17 protein-coding genes are annotated in these 16,702 nt (G+C 67.2%); 15 read left to right on the top strand and 2 right to left on the bottom strand.

Annotated elements, in window-relative coordinates:
- Positions 1–28: 28 nt before the first annotated feature.
- The 3 genes from ACQY8M_RS01090 to ACQY8M_RS01080 all read left to right on the top strand — a co-directional run bounded on the left by ACQY8M_RS01090 (position 29) and on the right by ACQY8M_RS01080 (position 1,785).
- Complete coding sequence (locus tag ACQY8M_RS01090) at positions 29–886, top strand: transglutaminase family protein (protein ID WP_428668634.1); 858 nt, start codon at positions 29–31, stop codon at positions 884–886.
- Between the two features lie 216 nt (positions 887–1,102).
- Positions 1,103–1,468, top strand: a complete 366-nt coding sequence (locus ACQY8M_RS01085) for a hypothetical protein (RefSeq protein ID WP_428668633.1) — start codon at positions 1,103–1,105, stop codon at positions 1,466–1,468.
- A 20-nt stretch (positions 1,469–1,488) separates the two neighbouring features.
- Positions 1,489–1,785, top strand: a complete 297-nt coding sequence (locus tag ACQY8M_RS01080; RefSeq protein WP_428668632.1) for a hypothetical protein — start codon at positions 1,489–1,491, stop codon at positions 1,783–1,785.
- 175 nt (positions 1,786–1,960) lie between these two features.
- Here ACQY8M_RS01080 and ACQY8M_RS01075 read toward each other — a convergent pair whose 3' ends face one another.
- Together ACQY8M_RS01075 and ACQY8M_RS01070 are read right to left on the bottom strand one after the other, a co-directional pair.
- Positions 1,961–2,320: a DUF6285 domain-containing protein gene (locus ACQY8M_RS01075; RefSeq protein ID WP_428668631.1), complete on the bottom strand. Its 360-nt coding sequence runs from the start codon at positions 2,318–2,320 to the stop codon at positions 1,961–1,963.
- Entirely contained in the window at positions 2,320–3,345 is a 1,026-nt protein-coding gene (locus ACQY8M_RS01070) for a phosphotransferase family protein (RefSeq protein WP_428668630.1), read from the bottom strand. Before ACQY8M_RS01070 ends, ACQY8M_RS01075 begins: the two co-directional genes overlap by 1 nt.
- Before the next feature lie 68 nt (positions 3,346–3,413).
- Here ACQY8M_RS01070 and ACQY8M_RS01065 point away from each other — a divergent pair, with 68 nt between their 5' ends.
- The 12 genes from ACQY8M_RS01065 to ACQY8M_RS01010 all read left to right on the top strand — a co-directional run bounded on the left by ACQY8M_RS01065 (position 3,414) and on the right by ACQY8M_RS01010 (position 16,689).
- Entirely contained in the window at positions 3,414–3,860 is a 447-nt protein-coding gene (locus ACQY8M_RS01065) for a MaoC family dehydratase (protein ID WP_428668629.1), read from the top strand.
- A 13-nt stretch (positions 3,861–3,873) separates the two neighbouring features.
- Positions 3,874–4,806, top strand: a complete 933-nt coding sequence (locus ACQY8M_RS01060) for a bifunctional riboflavin kinase/FAD synthetase (protein ID WP_428668628.1) — start codon at positions 3,874–3,876, stop codon at positions 4,804–4,806.
- 121 nt (positions 4,807–4,927) lie between these two features.
- A complete protein-coding gene (locus tag ACQY8M_RS01055; protein WP_428668627.1) occupies positions 4,928–5,701 on the top strand; it encodes an esterase/lipase family protein in 774 nt (257 codons plus the stop codon).
- A gap of 96 nt (positions 5,702–5,797) precedes the next feature.
- Complete coding sequence (locus ACQY8M_RS01050; protein ID WP_428668626.1) at positions 5,798–6,157, top strand: hypothetical protein; 360 nt, start codon at positions 5,798–5,800, stop codon at positions 6,155–6,157.
- A 392-nt stretch (positions 6,158–6,549) separates the two neighbouring features.
- On the top strand, positions 6,550–9,354 hold the full coding sequence (gene ileS / locus ACQY8M_RS01045; protein ID WP_428675612.1) for an isoleucine--tRNA ligase: 2,805 nt from the start codon (positions 6,550–6,552) through the stop codon (positions 9,352–9,354).
- A 32-nt stretch (positions 9,355–9,386) separates the two neighbouring features.
- On the top strand, positions 9,387–9,836 hold the full coding sequence (gene lspA, locus ACQY8M_RS01040) for a signal peptidase II (protein ID WP_428668625.1): 450 nt from the start codon (positions 9,387–9,389) through the stop codon (positions 9,834–9,836).
- 37 nt (positions 9,837–9,873) lie between these two features.
- The gene (locus ACQY8M_RS01035; RefSeq protein WP_428668624.1) at positions 9,874–10,449 is read left to right on the top strand and encodes a DUF3035 domain-containing protein; all 576 of its coding nucleotides are present in this window, start codon (positions 9,874–9,876) and stop codon (positions 10,447–10,449) included.
- A gap of 14 nt (positions 10,450–10,463) precedes the next feature.
- The gene (locus ACQY8M_RS01030) at positions 10,464–11,825 is read left to right on the top strand and encodes a M16 family metallopeptidase (RefSeq protein WP_428668623.1); all 1,362 of its coding nucleotides are present in this window, start codon (positions 10,464–10,466) and stop codon (positions 11,823–11,825) included.
- Positions 11,822–13,141 (top strand): M16 family metallopeptidase, encoded by a 1,320-nt coding sequence (locus tag ACQY8M_RS01025; protein WP_428668622.1) that lies wholly within the window; start codon positions 11,822–11,824, stop codon positions 13,139–13,141. Before ACQY8M_RS01030 ends, ACQY8M_RS01025 begins: the two co-directional genes overlap by 4 nt.
- A gap of 9 nt (positions 13,142–13,150) precedes the next feature.
- The gene (locus ACQY8M_RS01020) at positions 13,151–14,455 is read left to right on the top strand and encodes a glucose-6-phosphate isomerase (protein ID WP_428668621.1); all 1,305 of its coding nucleotides are present in this window, start codon (positions 13,151–13,153) and stop codon (positions 14,453–14,455) included.
- A 12-nt stretch (positions 14,456–14,467) separates the two neighbouring features.
- On the top strand, positions 14,468–16,276 hold the full coding sequence (mutL, locus tag ACQY8M_RS01015) for a DNA mismatch repair endonuclease MutL (protein WP_428668620.1): 1,809 nt from the start codon (positions 14,468–14,470) through the stop codon (positions 16,274–16,276).
- Complete coding sequence (locus tag ACQY8M_RS01010) at positions 16,273–16,689, top strand: hypothetical protein (protein ID WP_428668619.1); 417 nt, start codon at positions 16,273–16,275, stop codon at positions 16,687–16,689. Before mutL ends, ACQY8M_RS01010 begins: the two co-directional genes overlap by 4 nt.
- Positions 16,690–16,702: the final 13 nt, after the last annotated feature.

Here is a 16,702-nt window from a genome sequence, read left to right as displayed (position 1 = left end):
GTCTCCTGCTCACCAAGCTGGAGTACCGTTGATCGCGCTCACGCTCCGCCACAAGACAACCTATCGCTACAATCGGCCGGTGAAGCTCTCCACCCACCGGCTGATGCTGCGTCCGCGGGAGAGCCGCGAGCTGCGCCTGATCTCCAGCGCGTTTATCGTGATGCCCGAGGCCGTCGTCACCTGGGCGCACGATGTCTTCGGCAATGCAGTGGCAACTGCGACGTTCGCCGGCACGACCGATCACCTCGTGATCGACAGCGTGGCCGAGCTGGAGCTCGGCGCCATGCAATGGCCGGTGTTCGACGTCGCGGCGTCCGCTGCCTCCTATCCGTTTCCCTATCTGGCCGACGATCGCACCGATCTCGGAGCGCTCGCCATCCCGCAGTGTCCCGATCCGATGGGCCGCCTGCGAACCTGGGCCGAAGCGTTCGTGCGGAGCCGACCCACGGACACGCTCTCTCTGCTGAAGGATCTGAGCACCGGCATCACCGCCTGTGTCCGCTACCAGAGCCGCGACGACGAGGGTACGCAGGCGCCGATCGAGACGCTCGATCGCGGCTGGGGTTCGTGCCGCGACTTCGCGGTACTGTTTGTCGAGGCTGTGCGTGAGCTGGGCTTCGGCGCCCGCATCGTGTCGGGTTACCTGTACAATCCGGAACGCGAGCGGGAAGCGGGCACGACGCACGCCTGGGCCGAAGTTTTCGTACCGGGCGCTGGCTGGATCACCTTCGATCCAACCAACCGCAGTGTCGGCGGCTTCAACCTTATCCCCGTCGCCGTCGGCCGCGGCATCCACCAGGTAATGCCCGTGGCGGGCAGCTACACTGGCATGACCGACGCCTTCCAGGGGCTCTGGGTCGACGTTTCCGTCACGTCCGACGGCTAACGCGAGTCGACGCGGCCGTTGCAGGCGTGTACAAGCAGAAGACCATCGGCAAGGAATTGTCCGTTCGCGGTGGCTGAGAGAGATGCGTGTGCGCCCGCCCGAAGGTGCGAGGTACACGCATAAGGATCGAGCTCGAATAGCTCGCCCCATTTCCCTTTTCCAGATTCTATCGATCTTCTGCGCGGCCTTCGCGCACGTCCGTGAAAGGACATTCACATGAACATTCCCGTGAACATGAAGCCCTGGATCCAGGGCGCCGTCGTCGGTGCCATCGCCGTGGCCATTGTCGGCTTCAGCTGGGGCGGCTGGGTCACCGGTGGCAGCGCCAACAAGCAGGCGATGATAGCTGCCCACGATGCCACGGTGACCGCACTGGCCTCGATCTGTGCCGAACGCTTTCGCGCGCAAGGCGATGCCACGGTCAAGATCAATGAACTGAGCAAGGTCAGTACATGGGATCGCGGCGGCTTCATCGAGCGCAGTGGCTTTGCCGTCATGCCTGGCAGCAAGACGGCCGATTCGGACGTCGCACGCGCCTGCGCCGAGAGCTTGACCAACCCGACGACGACTCCCAAGACCTGAGCCCGTGCGTCGTTGCGTTCATGAGTGACAAACCGGTCGATCTCGACAAACACCGGGGAATGGCGGCCCAGAAGGCCACCGATCTCCGGCGCCTGCTGGGTGAGGTGGAAGCCAATGCCTCCGATCTGCGGCGGCGCCAGGAGGAGCTGGAAACCCAGCTCATCGCGGCGCCAGCCGAGTCTTGGGCTGAAGCTGCCGCGAAGGCGCGCTATCTGCTCGGTCTCTACGCCGCGAGCCTGCCGTCGGAGGATACGCGCCAGCGGACGCTGGTGGCCGCCGTGCTTAGAGACTTCGACCGGCTCGCTCAAATCTCCTGAAGCACGGATGCGCCAGCACATGGGAGATACTCATGGTCTTGCCGGGACCGCGCGGCAGTTTCATCGCCCGGGGGGGGCGGCGCCTTGGTCGGTGAAAAGCGGTAATGTCGAGTTGACGTTGGATCGGCAGCTTGGCGGCAGCGCGATCTGGGCGAACGAGGTGTGAGTCAACAAGCTATCGCCACTTGGGATTGGCGATCGCGATCTTGTCCGCAATGGTCGCCTCGAGGTGCGCCATCAGTGCGTCATCCCGCTCGTCGCGCTCGCCGGTGCGCAGTTGCCGGGCGAGCTCGCGGTTCAAGTCGGCAAGCGTGCCGTCGCGGCCGAGCAGCGCGGCCAGCCGCGCGCGCTCGCGGGCGTCCGCCGCGGGACCGAGCCGCGACTCGCGTTCGAGGATGGCGAGCGAGTTCACCGCTACCCGCATCTGGAAGCCGAGCCGCGGCTCGGCGCGGTCGAGCGCGGGAGTGGCTTCCTCGCGCAGGAAGTCGGCGATCGCGGCGAGAAGCTCCGCGGCGGTCGGACGGTCCTGCGCCATCAGCGTGCCTCCTTCAGGAGCTGCAGCAGGTCGACCTCGGTCTCGACGGCGCGACGGCCGATCGACGCCAGCTCCATCGACTTCACCGATCCTGAGAGATGCCGCCACGCCTGGGTGAGGCAGATCACGCCCCAGCGCACGGTGCCGAAAACCTCCCACCAATGCGCACGGGCCGGCTCGACCCTGATGCCGCCGGCGCTCTCATAGGCCGACCACAATTCCTCGCGACTGCCGAACCCACCGGCCGGCTTGTCGACCGCGCCGAAGCGCCAGCTTTTCACGCACACCCAGCCGAGATCCTCGATGGGATCGCCGAGATGGGCGCCCTCCCAATCGAGGATCGCGGTCACGCCGCTCTCGTCGGCGAGATAGTTGCCGGTGCGGAAATCGCCATGCACCAGCAATGGCCGCTCGGTCGGGGCGGGTCGGCGCCGGTCGAGCCAGGAGAGCGCCAGCTCGAACACCGGCTGCGGCTGGTCGAGCGAATCGAGCGCCGCGCGCAAAGCCGCGACCTGATCGGCTGCCTCGCGATGCGGCAGCGGCGGCAGGCTCGCAGAATCGACTGCGTGGATGCGCGCCACGATCTCGCCGAGCTGGCGCGCGATCTTCTTGCGTGCGTCGGCATAAGGAGGGTCGCGTAGCAGCTTGCGGGCGATGGCGATGCCGCCGACCCGTCGCATGACGAAGGCTTCGCCTAGTCCGTCCTCCGCGCCCAGCTCGAACAGCACTTCCGGCGCGCGGACGCCGCCCCTGAATGCCGCCCGCAGGACGCCGAACTCGGTGGGACGATCGAGGGATGTGGCACTCGCCCGCTCGCGGCCGCCGGCCGTCGGCGGATCGCGGCGCAGGATCAGCTCGTGGCGCTGGCCGTCGACGAGCGCGTCGAAGCTCCAGGTCTGGCGCGAGGCACCCCCCGATTCGCGCTGCAGTCCCTCGATCGTGGCCGGCCCACCAAAATGTCGGGAGGTAGCTGCGGCGAGCCCCGCCGCGACGAGATCGGCTTCGTTTCCTATGTGAACGATCATTTACCCGGACTGTGGCACAGGCCCCGCCGCGTGGTAAGAGGGCGACCCCCTATGCAGGAGACCACGGCGTGGCGAATGCCTTTGCGGCCATGAACGGCCTCTATCTCGAAGATCTCAAAGTCGGCATGTCGGCGATGTTCGGCAAGACCGTCACCGAGGCGGACATCATGGCTTTTGCCGGCGTCTCGGGCGATACCAACCCGATCCACCTGCATGACGGCTTCGCGCGCTCGACGCGTTTCGGCCAGCGCATCGCGCATGGCATGCTGAGCGGCAGCTTCATCTCGACGGTGATCGGCACCAAGCTGCCGGGGCCGGGTTCGGTCTATATTGCGCAAACGATGAACTTCATGGCGCCGGTGCTGATCGGCGAGACCATCACCGCCGTCGCCACCATCACTGCGATCGAGGAGAAGCGCCGGCGGGTAATCCTCAAGACCCAATGCCTCAACGGCGACAAGGTCGTGATCGACGGCGAGGCGACCATCCTCGTGCCGCGCCGCGACGTAGCGTAAGGCGAGGCCCGACATGATCCCGGTGTTCGACGACTGGCAGTCGGTGCCCGCGGAATGGACGGGCGGCGCCGTCGCGCTCGGCAATTTCGACGGTGTGCATCGCGGCCATCAGGCCCTGCTGGCGGTCGCCGCGGAGCAGGCGCGCGTGCTCGACGCGCCGCTGGTCGCGCTCACCTTCGAGCCGCATCCGCGCGGCTTCTTCGTGCCCGACACCGGCCCTTTCCGGCTCACCCTGCCGCCCGCCAAGGTCCGGCTTCTCGAGCAGCATGGCGTGCAGGCGGTGCTGGCGCAGCGCTTCGATCCGGTGTTCGCGGCGATCACGGCGCACGCTTTCGTCGACAGCGTGCTGCTGCAGGGCCTGGGTGCACGCCATGTCGTGTGCGGTTACGACTTCACCTTCGGCGCGCGGCGCAGCGGCAACGTCGAGCGGCTTCGCGAGCTGGCGGCCGAGCGCGCGCTCGGGGTCACCGTGCTCGACCCGGTGACGCACGAGGGCGAGATCTACTCTTCCACCCGGATCCGCGAGGCGCTGCGCGCTGGCTGGCCGAGCGAGGCGTTCGAGCTGCTGGGCCATCCCTGGGAGATCGAAGGCGTCGTCGAGCAGGGCGACCAGCGCGGCCGCACCATCGGCTTTCCCACAGCTAACGTCGCACTGGGCGAGCATCTGCGCCCGCGCTTCGGCGTCTATGCCGTGCGTGCGCTGGTCGGCGGCACATGGCGCAACGGCGTCGCCAACCTCGGCAAGCGGCCGACGGTCGGCAAGCTGCAAGAGAATTTCGAGGTCCACCTGTTCGACTTCACGGGCGATCTCTACGGCCAGACCCTTCGGGTGGCGCTGATCGATTTCATCCGCCCCGAGATGAAATTCGCCGGCCTCGATGCGCTGAAAGCCCAGATCGCCGCCGACGGGCAGGCGGCACGCGACATCCTCGCGGCGACGGCGTAGCGCGCGTGCCTCGCAGTTCGACTGCAAATCCCAGCTGGAAGGCCTTTGCGCTTGGACGGATGGCAACCATGCTGCGGTACAAGCGTTGAACGCATCTTGCGTTGCATGAGTAGGAGTTGAAATGGCAGTCGCTATCGAAGCCGGTCCGCCTTCAAACGTCCTCGCCCTGTTCGAGGGTCGGGCGCTGCCGGAACTCGGCGCCTTCTGGCTCATGCGTCCCTGGCTCTCGACCACGCCGCGCGGCGACGGTCACCCTGTCCTCGTCCTGCCGGGGTTGCTGGCGGACGATTCGAGCACCCAGCCATTGCGCGACTTTCTGAAGTCGCACGGTTACCGCGCGCACGGCTGGAAGCTCGGCCACAATCGCGGTCTTCGCGCCAATGTGGAAAGCGATATGCGCGCCCGCTTCGACGAGCTGTTCGCTCGTTATGAGGGCCGCAAGGTCAGTCTCGTGGGTTGGAGCTTGGGGGGCCTCTATGCTCGCCAGCTCGCCAAGCGCGTGCCGGACAAGGTTCGCTGCGTGATCACGCTGGGCAGTCCGTTCGCGGGTTCGCCGGAGTCGACCCATGCCTGGCAGGCCTACGAATGGGCGTCAGGCAATCGCATCGACACGCCAAGCCTGCTCAGTGAAGGACTGGCCGAGGCGCCGCCGGTTCCGACCACCTCGATCTTCAGCCGCACCGACGGCATTTGCGCCTGGGAGACGTGCCTAAACGAGGACGGCCCGCAGCTGGAGAATATCGAGGTCCAGAGCAGCCATCTCGGGCTGGGTCACCATCCGGCGGCCGTTTATGCGGTGGCTGACCGCCTCGCCCAGCCGGAAGACGCCTGGAGGAAATTCGACGCGACGACCGGCTTTCGTCCCCTGATTTTCGCACGCTCGGATAGCAGGTAGACTGGCACGCTCCTTCGCCTCCCGAAGCGCAACCTTGGTTTGGGCGCATCGGTTATTCACCTGCCGCGATTGGCGGTGATGAATTGGAGGACAAACATGAAGATCATTCCGAGCGTGGTCGCACTGGCAGTCATCGGGATATCGGGCGCGGCACTTTCCCAGAATGCGCAATTGCCGGGCGGGGCCACGAATGCGCCTCCTGGTACGACCCACGGCAACACCGGCTCGAGCATCCTTCCGGAAAGCACGACCGGCACGCCCAAGGCCGGCGCCCTCGATTCGACCAGCGTTTCCGGCGCGCAGGCCGCGGCTCAGTCGAAATTCCAGGAAGCAGGCTTCAACAACGTGAAGGGCCTGTCGCGCACAACGGACGGCACATGGACGGGCCGAGCCGTCAAGAACGGTGTCGAGGTTGGGGTCGCCATGGCGCCGGACGGCAAGATCACCACGCAGTGAGGAGTGAGCCGTGAGGACGGTGATATCGTATCACCGTCCTCCCGAAGGCGATCCTTAACGTTCTCGCCATCCTGAGGGCACCGAAGGGGCCTGGCGCACGGTTCAGCGGCGTTCTTTGGGGCGACGTAAGTATCTCGCCGCGCTCGGGACGACCGGAAGGCAGTGCGCCGGGCACCTTGACCCCCCCGACCCTCATCCCTAGATTGCCGGCCCCATGATGATAAGGGCCTCTCGGGAGCGAATTAGCCGCCCGGTCCGCGTGTAGCGGCCGGGTCGCGTGCACGCTTGCCTGAGTGCCGGGAGAGCCCCGGCGCCTCCCGTTTCGAATCCTAGAGTTCATCGTGACAACTGATTACAAATCAAGCGTCTTCCTGCCGAAAACCGACTTTCCCATGCGCGGCGGCCTGCCCAAGAAAGAGCCTGAGCTGCTCAAGCGCTGGGCCGACATGAAGCTGTTCGACCGGCTGCGGGCCGAGAGCAAGGGGCGGCCCAAGTTCGTCCTGCACGATGGTCCGCCATACGCCAACGGCAACCTCCATATCGGTCATGCGCTCAACAAGATCCTGAAAGATCTCGTCACACGCACCCAGCAGATGCTGGGCAAGGACTCGCATTACGTGCCGGGGTGGGACTGCCACGGCCTGCCGATCGAATGGAAGATCGAGGAGCAGTATCGCGCCAAGAAGCAGGACAAGGATCAGGTGCCGGTCGGCGAGTTTCGCCGCGAGTGCCGCGCCTTCGCCGACCACTGGATCGGCATCCAGCGCGAGGAGTTCAAGCGGCTCGGCGTCGAAGGCGACTGGGACAACTACTACTCGACGATGAAGTACGAGTCCGAAGCCGTGATCGCCAACGAGCTCGGCAAGTTCCTGATGAACGGCGGGCTCTACAAGGGCTCCAAGGCCGTGCTGTGGTCGGTCGTCGAGAAAACCGCGCTGGCCGAGGCGGAGATCGAATATCACGACCATACGTCGGACACGGTCTATGTCCGGTTTCCGGTCGTGTCGTCCAAGGGTGGCAAGCTCGATGGCGCGTCGGTCGTCATCTGGACGACGACACCCTGGACCATGCCGGGCAACCGCGCGCTCGCCTACGGCAAGGACATCGCCTACGCGCTGGTCGAAGTCGTCGCCGCGGGCGAGGACAGCAGGGCGAAGGTCGGCGAGAAGATGGTGCTGGCACGCGACCTGGTCGGAGCTGTCGCCGAAGCCACCAAGTTCACGCCCAAGGTCGTGGCCGACCTCTCCGCCGACGATCTCGACGGGCTGCTCGCGGCGCATCCGCTGCGCGGCCAGGGCTTTGAGTTCGACGTGCGCCTGCTGCAGGGCGACTTCGTCACCGCCGATGCCGGCACGGGCTTCGTGCATATCGCGCCGGGCCATGGCGCGGACGACTATGAGCTGGGCGTCGCCAACGGAGTAGAGGTGCCCGACACGGTGGCCGAGGACGGCAGCTATTATCCGCACGTGCCGCTATTCGCGGGCCTGCTGGTCTATACGTCCGTCGGCAAGAAGGGCCCGGCCAACAAGGCCGTGACCGAGGCGCTCGACCGGGCGGGCAAGCTGCTCGGGGCGGGCCGCATCACCCACTCCTATCCGCACTCCTGGCGCTCCAAGGCGCCGGTGATCTTCCGCAACGCGCCGCAATGGTTCATTGCCATGGACAAGCCGATCGCCGAGATCGGCGGTACGCTGCGCGAGAAGGCGCTGGCGGCGATCGACGCGACGCGCTTCGTGCCACGTGCCGGCTACAACCGGCTGCGTTCGATGATCGAGACCCGGCCGGACTGGTGCGTCTCGCGCCAGCGCGCCTGGGGCGTGCCGATCGCGGTGTTCGTGAACAAGGCGACCGGCGAGCCGCTGCGCGATCCCGAGGTCATGGTCCGCGTTGTCGAAGCCTTCAAGGCCGAGGGCGCCGACTCCTGGTTCGAAAGCCCGCCCGAGCGCTTCCTCGGCAACAAGTACAAGGCCGCCGACTACGATCAGGTGCGCGACATCCTCGACGTCTGGTTCGACTCGGGATCGACGCACGCCTTCACGCTGGAGGGTAATCCTGAGCTCAAGTGGCCGGCCGACCTCTATCTCGAGGGCTCCGACCAGCATCGCGGTTGGTTCCACTCCTCGCTGCTGGAGAGCTGCGGCACGCGCGGCCGCGCGCCCTACGACGGCGTGCTGACGCACGGCTTCACGCTCGACGAGCAGGGCCGCAAGATGTCGAAGTCGCTGGGCAACATCACCGCGCCGCAGGCGGTGTGCGACCAGTATGGCGCCGACATCCTGCGTCTCTGGGTGGTCGGCACCGACTACACCGAGGACCAGCGCATCGGTCCGGAGATCCTGAAGCACCAGGCCGAAGCCTATCGCCGGCTGCGCAACACCTTGCGTTACCTGCTGGGCAGCCTCGACGGTTTCTCCGCGGCGGAGAAGGTCGAGTTCACGCAGCTGCCGGAACTCGATCGCTGGGTACTGCATCGCCTGGCCGAACTCGATGCCGTGATGCGACAGGCCGTCGATGACTTCGATTTCCACACCATCGCGACAGAGCTGCATAATTTCTGCGCCGTGGATCTCTCGGCCTTCTATTTCGACATCCGCAAGGACGCGATCTACTGCGACGCCCCGAAGTCTCTGCGCCGGCGTGCCGCGCGCACGGTGATGGCGGAGATCTTCTCCTTCCTGACCGCGTGGCTCGCGCCGATCACCTGTTTCACGGCGGAAGAGGCCTGGCTGATGCGGCCACGCGACGTGCCGGACGGCGCGGCGGAGAGTGTTCATCTGCGACTCTATCCCACGATCCCCAACACCTGGCTGGATACGGCGCTGGGCGACAAATGGAAGACGGTGCGCGCCCTGCGCCGGGTCGTGACGGGGGCGCTGGAGGTCGAGCGCGCCGAGAAGCGCATCGGGTCGAGCCTGCAGGCCGCGCCGCACGTCCATGTCGCGCCGGAATACCTGGCGGCGATGAAGGGCCTCGATCTCGTCGAGATCTGCATCACCTCGGGTGGCGACCTGGTCGAGGGCGATGCACCGGCCCGCGCCTTCAGCCTGCCGGACGTCGCCGGCGTCGCCGTCGTGCCGGCCCTGGCGACGGGCGAGAAATGTGCGCGATGCTGGCAGGTGCTCGAGGAAGTCGGCAAATCGGCCAGGCATCCACTGCTCTGCCAGCGCTGCGAAGGAGCGGTGGAAAGCCTCGTATGAGACGCATCGATCGTCAGGCCATGGCCCTCGTCGTGGCCACGCTGGTGATCGACCAGCTATCCAAGCAGTTCCTGCTTGGATACCTGCTGAAGGTCGATACCAAGATGGTGTCGGTGATCGACGACTTTTTCCGGCTGGTCATCGTCTGGAACCGCGGCGTGAGCTTCGGCCTGCTAGGCGGCGACCGCGCTCTGCCGGCATGGCTGCTGTCGGGCGTTGCCATCGCGGTATGCGTTGGGCTTTTTCTGTGGTTGCGGCGAACCGACCGCCCGTTCACCGGCTGGGGCATCGGCCTTGTCATGGGCGGGGCCATCGGCAATGTTATCGACCGCGCGCGCTGGGGCGCGGTGTTCGATTTCGCCGATTTTCACGTGGGCCAATGGCATTGGCCGGCCTTCAATGTCGCCGATGCCGCGATCGTCGTGGGGGTCGGACTGATGCTCATCGATTCGCTGATTGGCGAGAAGCAGCGCGCGCCCTGATTAGGCCATGATCGGCGGACAAAAGTTCCAAGGACAAATGATGCGACGGACGATCCTCCTTCCTGTGACCTTTGCCGCCGTGGGCGCCCTCGCGCTCGGTGGCTGCAGCGCGTTCGAGAATCTCGGCGGCGGTAAGAAGTTCTCGCCTGACGAATTCAAGATCGTCTCCCATTCGCCGCTCACCATGCCGCCTAATGCCGAGCTTCGCCCGCCGCGGCCCGGCGAGCCCCGGCCGCAGGAGACCACGCCATCCGACCAGGCCAAGGAGGCGCTGTCGCCGGTCATGGCCGGCCGGGTGCAACAGAGGGGCCCGTCGGCCGGAGCGCCGGGCGCCGGCTCGGAACAGGCCCTGATTGCCAAGGCCGGTGCCGGCGGCGTCGATCCCAACATCCGTAGCCAAGTCAATCGCGACACCCGCACGCTGGCCGAGAAGGACAATACCTTCATCGACAGCCTGATCTTCTGGCAGGACAAGCCGACGCCCGGTGTAGTCGTCGATCCCGAGAAGGAACAGCAGCGCCTACGTGATGCGCAGGCTACCGGACAGCCGTCCAACGCGGCCACGCCCACCATCGAGCGCCGCAAGCGCGGCCTGCTCGAAGGCATCTTCTGAGAAAGGGCTTTTCCATGCGCCGCCGTACTGCTCTCGGCGGCCTCTTCGCCGGTGCCCTCCTGACGCCGCGAGCCTCCGCCCTCGCGGGCCTGCTGCGGGTCAACCGCCGGCCATCCGACACTTTCACCTTGCCAAACGGATTGCAGGCCGTCGTGCTGCCGTCGAGCCGCGCGCCGATCGTGACCCAGGTGCTGGTCTACAAGGTCGGCAGCGCCGACGAGACCTTCGGCAAGACCGGCATTGCCCACTTCCTCGAGCACATGATGTTCAAAGGGACGGGCGTGCTGGCGCCGACCGAGTTCTCTCGCACCATCGCGCGCAACGGTGGCCGCGACAACGCCTTCACCGGCTTCGACATGACCGGCTACCACCAGACCATCGTGTCCGACCGCCTCGAGCTGGTGATGCGCATGGAAGCGGACCGCATGGTCAACCTACGTATCCTCGACGGCGAGCTCAGGCCCGAGCGCCAGGTCGTGCTCGAGGAGCGGCGGATGCGGGTCGACAACGTGCCGTCGGAAATGCTCGACGAGGCAGTGCGCGAGCAGCTGTTCGGCCTCCACAAGCCCTACGCCATGCCGACGGCAGGCTATGCCGACGACGTAAAGAAGCTCGGCGTCAACGATCTCTCCGCGTTCTATCGTCGCTTCTATGCGCCCAACAACGCCGTGCTGATCGTCGCCGGCGACACCACGGCGGCGGCGGTCCAGAAGCTCGCCGAAAAGTACTACGGGCCGATCCCCAGCCGCCGGGTCGCCCCGCGGCAGCGCCCGGCGGAGGGCGGCACCGACCTGCCGCAGCGCGTCATCCGCGCCGACGAACGGGTGCCCGAGCCGCGCTGGAACCGGGATTATCTGGCGCCGTCCTATCGCACTGGCGAAACCCGCCATGCCCATGCGCTAATGGTGTTGACCCGGCTGTTCGGCGGCAGCGAGACCAGCCGCCTGTCGCGTGCCCTCGTGGCACAGGACAAGATCGCCCTTTCGGCGACATCGGGTTACGGCCCCACGGCCTTGGGACTCACTACCTTCGAGATTGCCGTGCAGCCTGCACGCGGGCGCAGCGTCGCGGAGGTAGAGACGGCGGTCGGGGATCAGATGAAGAGGGTCCTCGACGGCGGCGTCACAGCGGAAGAGGTCGAACGGGCACAGAACCAGCTGCTGGCGAGCGCGATCTATTCGCAGGACTCGCTCGCCAGCGGGCCGCGTCTCTACGGCAATGCGCTCTCCACCGGCGGCAGCATCGCCGAGCTCGACAACTGGCCGCAGGCCATCGCCGCGGTTCGGCCCGACGATGTCGTGGCGGCCGCGCGCCACGTCTGGCGTGATGAAGGCGCGGTCACGTCGATGCTCACGCCGGCGGGCGGCTGGAAATGACGGCGTTGCGCTGGATGGCGCTGGCGCTCGGCCTCGCGCTGGTCGCCGCGCGTGCCGAGGCTGTCGAGGTCAAGGAAGTCACCACGCCGCTCGGCATCAAGGCCTGGCTGGTCGAGGACAGCAACGCGCCGGTCGTGGCGCTGTCCTTTTCCTTCGCCAGCGGCAGCGCCGACGATCCCGAGAACCAGAAGGGGCTGACCAGCCTGACGGCCAGCTTGCTGACCGACGGGGCAGGGTCCCTCGATGCACAGGCCTTCAAGCAACGCCAGGAGGATGCATCCGTCGCGTTGAGCTTCGGTGCCTCACTCGAATATGTCGGCGGCTCGCTGCGCTTGCTGTCCGCTCACCGCGACGAGGCCTTCGAGCTGCTGCGGCTGGCCGTGACCGAACCGCGCTTCGATCCGGACCGGGTCGAGCAGCGCCGGGCGCAGATGATCGTCGGACTGAGCCAGGCGGACCAGCGTCCGGCAGCGGTCGCTCAGCGCACCATGATGGCGACGGCGTTCGCGGGGCATCCCTATGGCGCCAACGTCTCGGGGGTGCGCGAGAACCTGCAGACCCTCACAGTGCAGCAGATCAAGGATCGCGCTGCGTCGGTGTTGACGCGCAACGGGCTGATCGTGGCGGCTGTCGGCGACATCGATGCTGCCGAACTGTCGCGTCAGCTCGATCGCGCTTTCGGCGGCCTGCCGGCGGGTACCGGCCGGCCGGAGCTGCCCGACTGGACGCCTCCGATCAAGTCGCGCACCGTCAACATCGAGCGGCCGGTGCCCCAAAGCTCCGTCCTGATCGCCCTGCCGGCGATTCCGCGCGACGATCCGGACTGGCATGCCGCGGTGGTGCTGGCGCATATCCTGGGCGGCGGCCAGCAGTCGCGCCTGTTCCGCGAGGTGCGCGAGAAACGCGGCTTGGCATACAGCGTGTCCTCGGCACTGCGCAGCCAGCGCAAGGCGTCTCTTTTCGTGGTCGCGACCGGAAGCGCCAGCGAGAAGGTTGCCGACTCGCTGCGAATCATCAAGGCCGAGCTGGTCCGCATCCGCGAGGGCGTGACCGAGCAGGAACTCGCCGACGCCAGGACCTATCTCAGCGGCTCGTTGGCGCTGCTGCTCGATTCATCGAGCTCCGTCGCGAACCTGCTGCATACCTTGCAGGTCGATCGTCAGCCGCGCGATTATCTCGACCGGCGCGCGGCGCTGATCGGCGCGGTCAAGGCGGAGGATGTGCGGCGCGTGGCGCGTCGCATCCTGCGCGAAGAGACGATGACCACGGTTGTCGTCGGCAAGCCGGCCGGTGCCACCGCCACTGCGGAACCTTAGAGGATACGGATGTTCTATTCGCATATCACCGATAATGCGCTCGAAGCCAAGGTCAAGGGCGGCCTGTCCCAAGCCGCGCTCGACCGCGAGCTTCAGCGTGCCACGCCCGCACTCGACAAGATCCGCCGCTGGCGCGAGGACGGCACGCTGCCGCTCCTGAAGCTGCCGGCGCGGCGCGACGATCTCGAGGCGTTGAAGCCGCACGCCGAGCGCTTCGCGAAGTTCGAGCACGTCGTGGTCATGGGCAGCGGCGGGTCGAGCCTCAGCGGCAAGACCCTGGTCGCGCTCAAGGACCAGGGTTTCGGTCCCGCACCGGGCCGGCCGAAGGTCCATTTCATGGATAACGTCGATCCCGCGACCTTCGCGGCGATGACCGGCCGCCTGCCGCTCGATCGCACCGGCTTTCTGCCGATCTCCAAGTCCGGCGGCACGCCGGAGACGATTGCTGCCACCTTCGCTGCGCTCGGTGCGCTCGAGGCCAAGGTCGGCAAGGCGGGGATCAAGAATCAGGTGCTCGCCATCACCGAAGCGGCCGACAATCCGTTGCGCCGGCTGATGACGCGGCTCGGCTGCACCATCCTGGAGCACGATCCCAAGGTCGGTGGCCGCTACTCGGCGCTGTCGCTGGTCGGCATGCTGCCGGCGATGATCGCGGGCGTCGACGGTGCGGCCGTACGCGAGGGGGCGGCCAGCGTGCTCGATCCCGTCCTGGCGGCGAAAGATACCAAAGACCTGGCACCGGCGATCGGCGCGGCGCTGTCGGTCGGCCTGTCGCAGGAGCGCGGCACCAACATCACCGTGCTGATGCCCTATGTCGACCGGTTGGAGACCTTCGCCTTCTGGTACCGTCAAATCTGGGCCGAGAGCCTCGGCAAGCAGGGCAAGGGCACGACGCCGGTCCGCGCCATGGGCACGATCGATCAGCACAGCCAGGTCCAGCTCTATCTCGGCGGGCCGCACGACAAGCTCTATACTTTTGTCATCCAGGACACGGCCGGGCAGGGCACCGAGCTCGCGCCGGCGACGCTGGGTGGCGACAAGGCGCTCGATTATCTCGCCGGCCATACGATGGGCGACCTGCTGCTGGCCGAGGCCGACGCGACGGCCGCCACCCTGGTCAAGGACGGCCGGCCGGTGCGGGTGATCCGCATCGAGACGATCGACGAGCGCGTGATGGGTGCGCTCATGATGCACTACATGCTCGAGACCATGTTCGCCGCCGAGCTGTGGGGGATCGACGCCTTCGACCAGCCCGCGGTCGAGGACGGCAAGGTGCTCACCCGCCAGTATCTTTCCCAGCGGCGGAAGTCGTAAGCTGGCGGCGCCATGCTGCGCCGCCTTTCCTCCAATCTGGTCAACCAGATCGCCGCCGGCGAGGTCGTCGAGCGGCCGGCCAGCGCCGTGAAGGAGCTGGTCGAGAACGCAATCGATGCCGGCGCGCGGCGCATCGCCGTGACGCTGAAGGAGGGCGGGCGGACCTTCCTCGCGGTGGTCGATGACGGCGGCGGCATGGATCGCGAGGAACTCGCCCTCGCCGTCGAACGGCACTGCACCTCCAAGCTGCCGGAGGACGATCTCGGCGACATTCGGACTTTGGGCTTCCGTGGCGAAGCGCTGCCGTCCATCGCGTCCGTCAGCCGCTTCACCATCACCTCGCGGCCGGCCGGAGCCGATACGGCGTGGAGCCTGGCCATCGACGGCGGCGCCAAGGACGAGCCCAGGCCTGCCGCGCATCCACCCGGCACGCGGGTCGAGGTGCGCGATCTCTTCTTCGCTACGCCCGCGCGGCTCAAGTTCCTCAAGGAGCCGCGTACCGAATCGAGCCATGTTGCCGATGCCATGCGGCGCCTTGCCATGGCGCATCCCGCCATCGGCTTCCGGCTGGAGAGCGAGGAGCGCACGCTGTTCGACCTGCCGGCGGCCAACCCGTCGCTGCTCGACAGGCCCGACGCCGCGCGGCTGGAGCGGCTGGCCGCGATCGTGGGCCGCGACTTCGCCGACAATTCGGTCGCGATCGACGCCAACCGCGAGGGCTTCCGGCTCACGGGCTTTGCCGGCCTGCCGACGCTCAACCGGCCGACCAGCCAGCACCAGTATCTCTTCGTGAACGGACGGCCGGTGCGGGACAAGCTGCTGGCTGGCGCCGTGCGCGGCGCCTATCAGGATTTCCTGGCGCGCGACCGCAATCCCATGGTCGCGCTGTTCCTCGATGCGCCGCCGGAGATGGTCGACGTCAACGTCCATCCGGCCAAGACCGAGGTGCGCTTCCGCGACGCCGGCATCGTGCGTGGAATGATCGTGGGCGCGCTGCGCACCGCGCTCTCTGCGGCAGGCCATCGCGCCAGCACGACGGTTTCCGATGCCGCACTCGGCGCGTTCCGGCCGCACACCGGCTATTCGACGCCGTTGCCCTATCCGAACGGTGGCGGCAGCGGCCGTTACACGTCGGTTCCGCGCGGCCTTGCCGAAGCGGCGATGCAGTTCATGGCGCCCCCCTTGGCGCCTCTCTCGGCGCGGACCGAGGAGTCCGCGCCGGCAAACGGCGATGCCGTTCACTATCCACTCGGCGTCGCGCGAGCGCAGCTGCACGAGACCTACATCGTGGCGCAGACCGACGGGGGCGTGGTGATCGTCGACCAGCACGCCGCGCATGAGCGGCTGCTGCACGAGAAGCTCAAGAACCAGCTCGAGGCCGAAGGCGTGAAGCGTCAGACCTTGCTGCTGCCCGAGGTCGTCGATGTCGGCGAGGACGGTGCGCGCCGCCTGACGCAACGCGCTGCCGAGCTCGCCACCATGGGCCTGGTGCTCGAGCCGTTTGGCTTGGGCGCCGTGGTCGTGCGCGAGACGCCGGCCCTGCTGGGCGAGGCCGACATCCAGGGCCTGGTGCGCGATCTCGCCGACGAGCTGGCCGAGATGGGCGATCATCTGTCGCTGAAGGAGAAGGTCGAGGAAGTGTGCGGCACGCTGGCCTGTCACACCTCGGTGCGCGCCGGCCGGCGGCTCACCGTCGAGGAGATGAATGCGCTGCTGCGCCAAATGGAGGCGACACCGCATTCCGGACAGTGCAATCATGGCCGCCCGACGTATGTCGAACTCAAGCTGGCCGACATCGAGCGGCTGTTCGGAAGACGATGAAGAAGTTCCTGCTGCCGCTTTGCGTCGCGTTTGCCGCCGCCCCCGCGCTTGCCCAGGCGCCCGGGCCGCTCGACGGCGAATGGCGCGGCCGCAGCGACGGTGGCTCGTGCAACGCGCCGCTCGAGTACATAATCTTCATCGAGTCGGGCCTGGTCGAGGGCACCGCCACCGACGCCACCGCGCGCGGCCCCGTGCCCAATACGAAGAAAGGGCCGCCGCCTGCGCCGACGCCGGGCCTGTGGCAGATCCACGGCCTGGTCAAGCCCGGCGGCTCCTTCTCATTGATCGCCGTGGCCTCGGTGAAAGGCACCGACCGGCGCGAAGGCCGGCTGAACGTCACCAGCCAAGGCGGCACGCTCACCATCACGGAACGCAGCGGCTGCGGCCGCACCGCCCGGCTGTCGAAGAGTTAGGCAGGGGCGTCAC

The sequence above is a fragment of the Reyranella sp. genome (genome assembly GCF_965279465.1).
GTDB lineage: Bacteria > Pseudomonadota > Alphaproteobacteria > Reyranellales > Reyranellaceae > Reyranella.
This window is presented reverse-complemented; position numbering and strand designations above follow the sequence as displayed.

Bases quoted from the DNA above. Each gene is read 5' to 3' on its own strand.
- ACQY8M_RS01085 (WP_428668633.1), top strand. From the start codon at position 1,103: ATGAACATTCCCGTGAACATGAAGCCCTGGATCCAGGGCGCCGTCGTC.
- ACQY8M_RS01080 (WP_428668632.1), top strand. From the start codon at position 1,489: ATGAGTGACAAACCGGTCGATCTCGACAAACACCGGGGAATGGCGGCC.
- ACQY8M_RS01075 (WP_428668631.1), bottom strand. From the start codon at position 2,320: ATGGCGCAGGACCGTCCGACCGCCGCGGAGCTTCTCGCCGCGATCGCC.
- ACQY8M_RS01070 (WP_428668630.1), bottom strand. From the start codon at position 3,345: ATGATCGTTCACATAGGAAACGAAGCCGATCTCGTCGCGGCGGGGCTC.
- ACQY8M_RS01060 (WP_428668628.1), top strand. From the start codon at position 3,874: ATGATCCCGGTGTTCGACGACTGGCAGTCGGTGCCCGCGGAATGGACG.
- ACQY8M_RS01055 (WP_428668627.1), top strand. From the start codon at position 4,928: ATGGCAGTCGCTATCGAAGCCGGTCCGCCTTCAAACGTCCTCGCCCTG.
- ACQY8M_RS01050 (WP_428668626.1), top strand. From the start codon at position 5,798: ATGAAGATCATTCCGAGCGTGGTCGCACTGGCAGTCATCGGGATATCG.
- ileS (WP_428675612.1), top strand. From the start codon at position 6,550: ATGCGCGGCGGCCTGCCCAAGAAAGAGCCTGAGCTGCTCAAGCGCTGG.
- ACQY8M_RS01035 (WP_428668624.1), top strand. From the start codon at position 9,874: ATGATGCGACGGACGATCCTCCTTCCTGTGACCTTTGCCGCCGTGGGC.
- ACQY8M_RS01030 (WP_428668623.1), top strand. From the start codon at position 10,464: ATGCGCCGCCGTACTGCTCTCGGCGGCCTCTTCGCCGGTGCCCTCCTG.
- ACQY8M_RS01025 (WP_428668622.1), top strand. From the start codon at position 11,822: ATGACGGCGTTGCGCTGGATGGCGCTGGCGCTCGGCCTCGCGCTGGTC.
- ACQY8M_RS01020 (WP_428668621.1), top strand. From the start codon at position 13,151: ATGTTCTATTCGCATATCACCGATAATGCGCTCGAAGCCAAGGTCAAG.
- mutL (WP_428668620.1), top strand. From the start codon at position 14,468: ATGCTGCGCCGCCTTTCCTCCAATCTGGTCAACCAGATCGCCGCCGGC.
- ACQY8M_RS01010 (WP_428668619.1), top strand. From the start codon at position 16,273: ATGAAGAAGTTCCTGCTGCCGCTTTGCGTCGCGTTTGCCGCCGCCCCC.